The organism is Streptomyces sp. NPDC048352, assembly GCF_040651895.1.
Classification (GTDB): Bacteria; Actinomycetota; Actinomycetes; order Streptomycetales; family Streptomycetaceae; genus Streptomyces.
The window spans coordinates 37,159-46,488 of sequence record NZ_JBEZKZ010000058.1; the positions used below are offsets into that span (position 1 = coordinate 37,159).

Annotated in this window: 6 protein-coding genes, 3 tRNA genes and 1 pseudogene; 5 read left to right on the forward strand and 5 right to left on the reverse strand. The window is 74.4% G+C overall.

Annotated features, from left to right (window positions below; all coding sequences use genetic code 11):
- Window positions 1-22 precede the first annotated feature (22 nt).
- The 5 genes from AB0D45_RS25420 to AB0D45_RS25440 all read left to right on the forward strand — a co-directional run bounded on the left by AB0D45_RS25420 (window position 23) and on the right by AB0D45_RS25440 (window position 2,451).
- Window positions 23-94: transfer RNA gene (locus AB0D45_RS25420), tRNA-Gly, on the forward strand.
- Between the two features lie 77 nt (window positions 95-171).
- Window positions 172-244 (forward strand) — tRNA-Gly (locus AB0D45_RS25425).
- Window positions 245-504: 260 nt separating this feature from the next.
- Window positions 505-1,746 (forward strand): histidine kinase, encoded by a 1,242-nt coding sequence (locus AB0D45_RS25430; RefSeq protein WP_362462958.1) that lies wholly within the window; start codon window positions 505-507, stop codon window positions 1,744-1,746.
- The gene (locus AB0D45_RS25435) at window positions 1,743-2,354 is read left to right on the forward strand and encodes a response regulator transcription factor (protein WP_361608212.1); all 612 of its coding nucleotides are present in this window, start codon (window positions 1,743-1,745) and stop codon (window positions 2,352-2,354) included. The genes AB0D45_RS25430 and AB0D45_RS25435 overlap by 4 nt, the downstream gene beginning before the upstream one ends.
- A 24-nt stretch (window positions 2,355-2,378) precedes the next feature.
- Window positions 2,379-2,451, forward strand: a tRNA-Gly gene (locus tag AB0D45_RS25440).
- Window positions 2,452-2,495: 44 nt separating this feature from the next.
- Here AB0D45_RS25440 and AB0D45_RS25445 read toward each other — a convergent pair.
- The 5 genes and pseudogenes from AB0D45_RS25445 to AB0D45_RS25465 form a co-directional block, all read right to left on the reverse strand.
- Window positions 2,496-3,425, reverse strand: a complete 930-nt coding sequence (locus AB0D45_RS25445) for a phosphoribosylaminoimidazolesuccinocarboxamide synthase (protein ID WP_361608215.1) — start codon at window positions 3,423-3,425, stop codon at window positions 2,496-2,498.
- Window positions 3,426-3,501: 76 nt separating this feature from the next.
- Complete coding sequence (locus AB0D45_RS25450) at window positions 3,502-4,974, reverse strand: N,N-dimethylformamidase beta subunit family domain-containing protein (RefSeq protein ID WP_362462962.1); 1,473 nt, start codon at window positions 4,972-4,974, stop codon at window positions 3,502-3,504.
- Window positions 4,975-5,184: 210 nt separating this feature from the next.
- A complete protein-coding gene (locus tag AB0D45_RS25455; RefSeq protein WP_362462964.1) occupies window positions 5,185-6,996 on the reverse strand; it encodes a hypothetical protein in 1,812 nt (603 codons plus the stop codon).
- 287 nt (window positions 6,997-7,283) lie between these two features.
- On the reverse strand, window positions 7,284-8,537 hold the full coding sequence (purD, locus tag AB0D45_RS25460; RefSeq protein WP_361608224.1) for a phosphoribosylamine--glycine ligase: 1,254 nt from the start codon (window positions 8,535-8,537) through the stop codon (window positions 7,284-7,286).
- Between the two features lie 60 nt (window positions 8,538-8,597).
- A pseudogene (locus AB0D45_RS25465) lies at window positions 8,598-9,330 on the reverse strand (DNA polymerase III subunit gamma and tau); the annotation flags it as partial.

Sequence of the window (9,330 nt, forward strand, 5' to 3'; positions counted from 1 at the left end):
AAGGTCGAAGCCCCGAAGTCGTGCGGGTGTAGTTCAGTAGCAGAACACCCCCCTTCCAGGGGGGAGGCGCAGTGTGCAATCCCTGTCACCCGCTCTGCACTGCTGACCGACCACGGTTGTGGATCAGGTAGAGTAGTGCTCGCATCGCAACGGCCCAGGCCGCAGCGAGATGCGGACGTAGCTCAGTTGGTAGAGCACCACCTTGCCAAGGTGGATGTCGCGCGTTCGAGTCGCGTCGTCCGCTCAGAGAGCGAAGGCCCCGATCGGTTTCCGATCGGGGCCTTCGTCGTATCCCCGTTCCGACCGGCCCTTCCCCGGGTCGGCCGTGGTACGCGTCACACCCGATGACAAATGTCATCGCCGTCGGTGACGACGCGCACTGCTCCGCCCGCCGGAGCACCGCGAGGCTTGGGTCATGAGCACCCGCACGGTGTTTGCTGTCCCGTGGCGGTTCCGCCGGGAACCGCGACGTGAGCCAGAGGGAAGAACCGGGGGGACGGGACCGTGTCGAAGCTGACCGGGTGGTGGAAGAAGCGCAGCAGCGCGGGGAAGGTCGAGCTGTACACACGCTGGTCCTTCCACTTCTTCGTGGTCATAGAGATCGTGTCCTTCGGGCTGATGGCCTTCACCGGCGGCCGGGAGAACGACACCCCCGAGTCGCTGGCCATCGTGTCGTTCCTGGTGGTCTGCGCCCACGCCGTCGTCGTGGGCTTCCTCTCCTCCAGGGCCCTGGACGGCGTGTCCGGCCGCCGCGACACCCCGGTGCGGCTCGCGGTGGCGGTCTCGGCCCTCACCGCCGCGACCGCCCTGCTCTTCCTCTTCCTGCGCCGCTTCGGCGCGCTCGACGCGGCCGTGGCGCCCGGACTGGTGGTCGGGGTGCTCGGCTTCGGCTGCGGCTCCCTCGTCCTGACCCTCGAGAAGGTCCGGCACATGAGGTACGTGCCCCTGGCCGCCGCCGTCGGGACCTCGGGGACGGTCGCCGCGCTGGGCCTGCCGTTGAACGAGGTCATCGGATACTTCGTCGGGACGCTGCTGATGAGCGCCTTCCTCACCTTCACCTGCGGGTTCTCCGGCTGGCTGCTGCGCACCGTCTACGAGCTCGACCGCACCCGGGAGATCCAGGCCCGGCTGGCGGTCGCGGAGGAACGGCTGCGGTTCGGGCGGGACCTGCACGACGTCATGGGGCGCAACCTGGCCGTGATCGCCCTCAAGAGCGAGCTGGCGGTGCAGCTGGCCCGGCGCGAACGCCCCGAGGCCGTGGACCAGATGATCGAGGTCCAGCGGATCGCGCGCGAGTCGCAGCGGGAGGTGCGCGACGTGGTGCGCGGCTACCGGGAGGCGGACCTCGCGGTGGAGCTGGAGGGCGCGCGCGGGGTGCTGAGCGCGGCCGGGATGGACTGCCGGGTGGAGTTCGCGACGGCCGCGCGGGAGCTGCCGGCCGAGGTGCAGTCGGCGCTGGGCTGGGTGGTCCGGGAGGCGACCACGAACGTACTGCGGCACGGGGACGCCCGCAGTTGCCTGATCCGGCTGACGGCCGGGAAGGCTGCGGGCACCGTGACGCTGCTGGTGGAGAACGACGGGGTGTCCGAACTGCCCGCCGGGCCGCCCGGATCGGGGCTCGCGGGGCTGCGGGAGCGGCTCGCGGCGGTGGACGGGACCCTGCTGGCGGGGCCGGCCGGCGGCGGCCGGTTCCGGCTGCGGGCCGAGGTGCCATTGGACGGACGACGAATGGAGGTGCGGGCGTGAACCGCGTACGGGTACTGCTGGCCGACGACGAGCACCTGATCCGGGGGGCGCTGGCCGCGCTGCTCGGGCTGGAGGACGACCTCGTGGTCGTCGCCGAGGCGGCTTCCGGGCCGGAGGCGCTCGCGATGGCCCGGGCGCACCGGCCGGACGTGGCGGTGCTGGACCTCCAGATGCCGGGCGCGGACGGTGTGAGCGTGGCCACATCGCTGCGGGCCGAACTGCCCGGCTGCAAGACCATGATCGTGACCAGCCACGGCCGTCCCGGGCACCTCAAGCGGGCCCTGGCGGCGGGAGTGCGGGCGTTCGCGCCGAAGACGGTCTCGGCGCAGCGGCTGGCCGAGCTGATCCGCACGGTGCACGGCGGAGGGCGTTACGTGGACCCGGAGTTGGCGGCCGACGCGATCAGCGCGGGCGACTCGCCGCTGACGGCCCGCGAGGCGGAGGTGCTGGAACTCGCGGCGGACGGGGCGCCGGTCGCGGAGATCGCGGAGCGGGCCTCGCTGTCGCAGGGCACCGTACGCAACTACCTGTCCTCGGCGGCGACGAAGCTCGGCGCCGAGAACCGGCACACGGCCGTGCGTCTCGCGCGGCAGCGGGGTTGGGTATAGTGGTTCTCGCGCTACGGCGCACAGGCGGACATAGCTCAGTTGGTAGAGCACCACCTTGCCAAGGTGGATGTCGCGCGTTCGAGTCGCGTTGTCCGCTCAGGAACGAAGGCCCCGATCAATGATCGGGGCCTTCGTCGTGTCTCAGGCGCCGGTGGCGGCGGCCATCGTGGTGGCCCAGCTCAGGCCGGTGAGGCGCTCGTAGGCCTCGATGTACTTGGCGGACGTCTGCTCGGCGACGTCCTGCGGGAGCGCCGGCGGGGGGAGTTCGCCGTTCTTGTCCCAGCCGGAGGCCGGGGAGGTCAGCCAGTCGCGGACGAACTGCTTGTCGAAGGACGGCTGCGCGCGGCCCGGCTCCCACAGGTCGGCGGGCCAGAAGCGGGAGGAGTCCGGGGTGAGGACCTCGTCGGCGGCGACCAGGCGGCCGTCCTTGTCGAAGCCGAACTCGAACTTGGTGTCCGCCAGGATGATCCCGCGCTCACGGGCGATGTCGCGGGCCCGGGAGTACACGGCCAGGGTGGTCTGGCGCAGCAGCGCCGCCGTCTCGGCGCCGGTGGTGCGCGCGACCTCCTCGTACGAGACGTTCTCGTCGTGCTCGCCGACCTCGGCCTTGGCGGCCGGGGTGAAGATCGGGGCGGGCAGCTCCGAGCCGTCGACCAGGCCCTCGGGGAGGGCGAGGCCGCAGACCGTGCGGGTCTCGCGGTACTCGGCGAGGCCCGAGCCGGTGAGGTAGCCGCGGGCCACGCACTCGACGGGCACCATGTCCAGGTTCTGGCAGACGAGGGTGCGCCCGGCCCAGTCGGCGGGGGCGCCGGCGGGCAGTTCGGTGCTGATGACGTGGTTCGGGACCAGGTCCGCGAGCTGGTCGAACCACCAGAGGGAGAGCTGGGTCAGCACGCGGCCCTTGTCCGGGATCTCGGTGGGCAGCACCCAGTCGTAAGCGGACATGCGGTCGCTGGCGACCATGACGAGCCGGCCGTCCTCGTCCCGGTAGAGGTCGCGGACCTTGCCGGTGTGGAGGTGGACGAGGCCGGGCACCTGCACCGGCTCGGGCTTTTCGACGAATCCGGACACGGGGTCTCCCTGTGGTTCTGTACGAGCGCGTCCCCATTCTCCCGTACGGGGTCCCGTGCCCCGGTCAGGGGGGCGTTCAGTCCCGCTTGCAGATCCGGTCGAGGAGGTTGGCCGTGGCCCGCTGGACCCGCTCGTCCACGTGCCCGGGGCGGTCGAGCGCCGGCGACCAGGCGAAGGTGCCGGACGCGAAGACCAGGGCGCCGCTGGGGGCCCGGTACAGGGAGGTCTCCTGGTGGCGCTTGGCTCCCTCGCCGTCGAGGTAGGGGGAGTGCGCGAGCAGGATCCGGTCCTGGTGCTCGGGGAGCTGGGTGCGCGGGAAGTAGCGGTCGGCCTCGCCCGCGACCAGGCCGTGGAGCTCGTCGTTCTCGGCGGCACCGGTGGAGTCCCAGAGCCAGTGCGCGGCGTTGCGGACGATCAGGGGGGCCGGTTCGGGGACCCGGCCCGCGTACTGGATGCCGAGCAGCTGCTGTTCCGGGCGGTCGATCTCGCGCCACAGGCTGGGGCGTCCGGGGCCGCGGCGTTTTCGGCAGGTCAGGAGCCGGTCCTCGACCCCGGAGGGCGAGGGGGACAGCTCGACCTGCCAGTACATGGTGTTGGCGGAGAGGAAGACGAGGGAGGTGCCGTGGTCGCGGGCGCGCTCGACGGTGCGGCGCATGGGGAGCGACCAGTACTCGTCGTGGCCGGGGAAGACCAGGCCCCGGTAGTGGGTCGGGTCGACGCGCCCGGCGTGCAGGTCGCGGGTGTCGGCGTAGGCGAGGTCGTAGCCGTAGCGCTCGGCCCAGCGGATGAAGTCGTAGGCGTGGCCGACGTGCAGGGGCAGGCCGGCGCCGGCGTAGGGGCGGTCGAAGGAGACGGTGAGGGCGGCGTCCCGCTCGCCGAGCAGTCGGCCCTTCTCGTCCCAGGCGTGGTAGAGGCTCGCGCCCGTGCGGCCGTCCTCCGGGTAGAGGTTGTAGGCCTGCCAGGTGATGTCCGGGAGCAGCAGCAGGAGGTCGGCGGGGTGGTCGTCGCGGACCGTGAAGGGGACGTGGGAGCGGTAGCCGTCGGCGGTGGTGAGGACGGCCACGTAGGCGCCGACGCTCCAGTACGAGGGGACCTGGAGCCGCCAGGACAGCCACCAGTGGTGGCAGGAGACGGTGCGGTCGGCGGTGAGCGGGGGCGGCTGGACGATGCCGGACAGCCGGGGGCTGGTGGTGATCTTGGAGGCGCCGTCCCCGCCGTAGTGGCCGATGCGGTAGACGTCGACCGAGAACTGCTGGGGCGGGTCGACGGTGATGTGGAAGTCGATGGCCTCGCCGGGGGCGACGGCTCCAGTGGAGGCGAAGCCCTTGACCTGCCGGTGCACGTCGTCGGCGGTGCGCGGGCCGCCGCCGCGGGCGTGGCGGCCGGGGGCGGCGAGGGACGGGTCCACGTACCAGGGGACGACCTGGCCGGTGTCGTCGAAGTACAGCTCGCTGCCCCGGAACCAGGGCAGGGGACCCTGGCCGAAGGGATCGGTCACCGCGTGCGCGAGCGCACCTGACTCCCACCGCCGGATCTGGTCCGCACCCATGACCGCTCCCCTCCCTCGCTCCCCCGAACGCGTTCGCTCCACTCGGATGCGCGGCGGGTTCTCGGACACCCATCCACGACCGGTCCCAAGCACATCACATAACGCACTCACTCCGTCACCGTTCGTCGTGAATTGACGTGACCGGAACATGCGGGCTGCCGCCCGGTGGGGGGCGGAGGGGCGGGCCGGGGTGGACGGGCCGGGGTGGGCTCAGAGGAGGCGGACGGGCTTCTCCGGGGGTACGCCGAGCTCCGCGAGCCAGTCGCGCAGGGGCTCCGGGTCCCCGTCCTCGACGAGGGAGAGCACCCGGGGGGCGAGGTCCGCCCGCCGTTCGCCGCCGACCAGCAGGACGGGGCCGTCCAGCCAGTCCAGGCCGGGGCCCGCGCCGGCCGAGTCCACGGCGGCGCAGCAGACGAGGGCGGTGACGTGGTCGGCCAGCAGGTCGCGGCCGCTGCGCGGGGGCTGGAGGGGGAACAGCGGCAGCGTGTCCGCGCCGCCGCACGGCCGGGGCCTGTCGCCGGCTCCGGCGGCCCGTTCCTCCCGGGCCAGATCGCCGCTGAGCCGCCCCGCGAGGGCCTCTCCGGCGGCGCCGTCCCCCGTGGGGTCGGTGAGGTATCCGAGGACCCGCTCCAGCGTCGGCCCGCCCGGGGGCGCCGTGTCGGCGGGGGTACACCGGTCCGCCGGGCGGGCGCCGGGGCCGCCGGGGGCGGCGGTGCCGGTCCGCGAGGCTCCGGCCCGGGCGGGGGCGCCCGTCGTCACCGGAACCGGCTCTCCCGGGGCCATGGCGGTCTCGGGCCGGGCGACGGGGCCCGCGGGGGCTGCCAGGTCCCCCGGGACGGACAGCGCGTCGAGCGCGGCGTGCAGACGGGCCGCCTCGGTACGCCAGGTGCGGTCCACGACCTCGTGCGGGTAGGCCGTCCAGTCGACGGGCGCCCAGTCCGGTCCCGCCTCGGCCGGGCCGCCGTGGAAGAGCCGGGCCGCCAGCAGGGAGGTGGCCTCGTCCACCACGCCGGGCTGCTCCAGGAGGTCGCAGGCGGGGCGCTCGCCGAGCCGCGAGGCGAACTCGTCGGCCAGCCGGTCCCGGCGGGACAGCTCGGTCAGGGCGGAGACCACCCCGGCGTCCAGGTGCGCCGGCCAGCGGCCCATCCGCCAGGCGGGCAGCGCGACCCGGGTCAGGAGCCGGTCCCAGCCCGCGTAGGCGAGGCCGACCTGCTCCTGCGCGACGATGCGCAGCCCGTAGTCCACCCCGTAGGCGCGGTCGGACGCGGCCGCGGCGACCCCGCGCTCCATCTCGGCGGCGTCGGCCTGGCACAGCCGCAGCAGCAGCCGGGCCGGGCGGGCGATCCAGCCGAGGCCGGGCCTGCCACCGATGTCCACCGCCGCGTCGAGCCCCCGTACGAAGCCCCGCGCGTCGGCTATGTCCGGGTGCGCGGAGGGGCCCGTACCGGCGACGACCGGCGCGAGGACGGCCCGCAGCTCGGCGACCCGCATCCACCAGAGGAACGGCGAGCCGATGACCAGCACGGGGGCCGCGCCGGGCTGGGACTCCGGGCCGCCGGACCCGGCTATGCCCGCGGACGCGGCACGCGCGCCGCCCCGGCGGTGGGCCGCATGGCTGCGGTCCTCCAGCCAGCTGTCACAGTCCGGGGTCAGGGCTATCGCGGAGGGCGCGGGAACGTCCATCCGGTCGGCCAGGTCCCGCACGAGCCGGTAGAGGTCCGGCGCGGCGGCCTCCGGCAGCGGCACCGTCGGCGTCACGGCGGGCCGCGCCCGCAGCACCACGGCGCCGAACAGCGCGCCCGCCAGCAGCACCAGCGCGGCCACGGCGCAGACGGCCAGGGTCACCGCCGGCCAGGGATCCCCGGCCAGCCGGCCCGTCATCCGGGCGGCGACGAGCACCACCGCGAGGGCGGCGGGCAGCAGCACGGCGGCCATGGCCCTGCTGCGGACCCGCAGCACGGCGAGGGCCCGCGAACGCGCGGACGGCGCGCCCACTTCTGCGATCGAACCGGTTCCGGACACGGCCGGACCTCACCCCCTCTGCCCTGCGGCGGCTTTGCTCACTCCCCCACTGTGACACCCGCCACTGACATCGCAATGCCGGTGGGCCATGTGCCGGAATGCTTGCGCCGCACCCTAGTTGGGGCCGGGGCGGTCGTCAGGCAGTCCGGGTGACGATCACCCGATGGAATGGCTTTGGGTAAAGGTGGCTGCGTTCGAAGGCGGCCGGATGCAGTCGCACGCGCATGTACGCGCGGGCCCGGTGCGCTCGCTCGCGCCCCGGGCCCGCCGCGTGACGGCCCTGCTGGTCAGCGGCCTTCGGCGGCCTTGGCGGCAATGTCCGTACGGTGCTGCGAGCCGTCGAGCTTGATCCGCCCGACCGCCTTATACGCCTTCTCGCGCGCCCGCACCAGATCGGAACCGGTCGCCGTCACCGAGAGCACGCGGCCGCCCGCGCTGACGACGGCGTCGCCCTCGCGCCGGGTCCCGGCGTGGAGCACGTACGCGTCGGGCGCGTCCTCGGCGGCGACCTCCTCGAGGCCCTGGATCGGGTCGCCGGTGCGCGGGGTGTCCGGGTAGTTGTGGGAGGCGATGACCACCGTGACGGCCGCGTCGTCGCTCCAGCTCAGCGGCGGTTCGGCGTGCAGGGTGCCGTTGGCGGCGGCGAGGAGCACGCCCGCGAGCGGGGTGCGCAGCCGGGCCAGGACCACCTGGGTCTCGGGGTCGCCGAAGCGGGCGTTGAACTCGATCACGCGGGTGCCGCGGCCGGTGATGGCCAGGCCGGCGTAGAGCAGTCCCGAGAAGGGGGTGCCGCGGTGGCGGAGCTCGTCGACGGTCGGCTGGAGGACCAGCTCCATGACCTCGTCGACCAGCTTCGGGTCGGCCCACGGGAGCGGCGAGTACGCGCCCATGCCGCCGGTGTTGGGGCCCTCGTCCCCGTCGAGCGCGCGCTTGAAGTCCTGCGCGGGCTGGAGCGGCAGCACGGTGACGCCGTCGGTGATGGCGAACAGGGAGACCTCGGGGCCGTCGAGGTACTCCTCGATGACGACCCTCTCGCAGGCCAGCGCGTGGGCGCGGGCGGCGGCCCGGTCGTCGGTGACCACGACGCCCTTGCCGGCCGCGAGGCCGTCGTCCTTGACCACGTAGGGGGCACCGAAGGCGTCGAGCGCGGCGTCGACCTCCTCGGCGGTGGTGCAGACGTAGCTGCGCGCGGTCGGCACCCCGGCCGCGGCCATCACGTCCTTGGCGAAGGCCTTGGAGCCCTCCAGCTGCGCTGCCGCCGCGGACGGGCCGAAGACCGGGATGCCGGCGGCGCGGACGCTGTCGGCGACGCCGGCGACCAGCGGGGCCTCCGGGCCGACGACGACCAGGCCGACGCCCAGTTCGGCTGCCAGCCGGGCCACGGCGGTGCCGTTGAGGGCGTCGACCGGGCGCAGCTCCGCCACCTCGGCGATGCCGGCGTTGCCGGGGGCGCAGTACAGCGCGGAGACGTCGGGGTCGAGGGACAGAGAGCGGCACAGGGCGTGTTCGCGGGCGCCGCCGCCGATGACGAGGACCTTCACGCCGCCCAGGGTAGCCCGGACGGCGCGGCCGGTTTCGTGCGGCCACCCAATCAGCAGGCGCTACTCATTCGTGTATTCCTCCACAACGGTCGCTCCGAGCTCGCGCACGATCAGCTCGTGTCCGGTCAGGGCGCTGTCCACGAGGTCGGGGTCGTCCTCCTCCGGTACGTCGTCCTCGGGAGCCACCGGCGGGGGCGCCTGCTGTACGGGAGCCTGCGGCGCGGCGGCGGTCTGCTGGGGCGGCGCCTGGTGGGCGGGGGACTGGTGGGAGGCGGCCGGGGGCTGCGGGGACTGCCGGTCCTGCGGCTGGGCCTGGGGGGCGGACGGGGGCCGGCCGTACGCGGGGGCGGGCGGGGCGGAGTGGGCGGAGGGCCCGGCCGGAGCCGGTCCGCCCCCGCCCACCACGGCGTCGATCTTCCAGTTGACCTGGAACTGCTCGGCGAGGACCGCCTTGAGGACGTCTTCGCTGCCGCTGCTCGCGAAGTTGTCCCGGGCTCCGGCATTGGGGAAGCCGAGCTGCAGGGTGGTTCCGTCGAAGCCGGTGACCTGGGCGTTCTGGCTGAGCAGGATCCAGGTGAAGCGGCGGCGGTTCTTGACGGCCTCCAGGACGCCGGGCCACATCGCCTGGACCTGCCCCGCCCCGGCGGCCATGCCGGGGGAGGGCGCGGCGGCCGCGGGTGTCGAGGGGGCGGCCGCGGCCGGAGCCGGCGCGGCGGGGGTCGGGGCCGGTGCGCCGCTGCCGGGGGCGGCGGCGCTGGGCCACGCCCCCGCGGCCGGGGAGGCCGGGGCGGCC

Bases quoted from the DNA above. Each gene is read 5' to 3' on its own strand.
- AB0D45_RS25450 (WP_362462962.1), bottom strand. From the start codon at position 4,974: ATGGGTGCGGACCAGATCCGGCGGTGGGAGTCAGGTGCGCTCGCGCAC.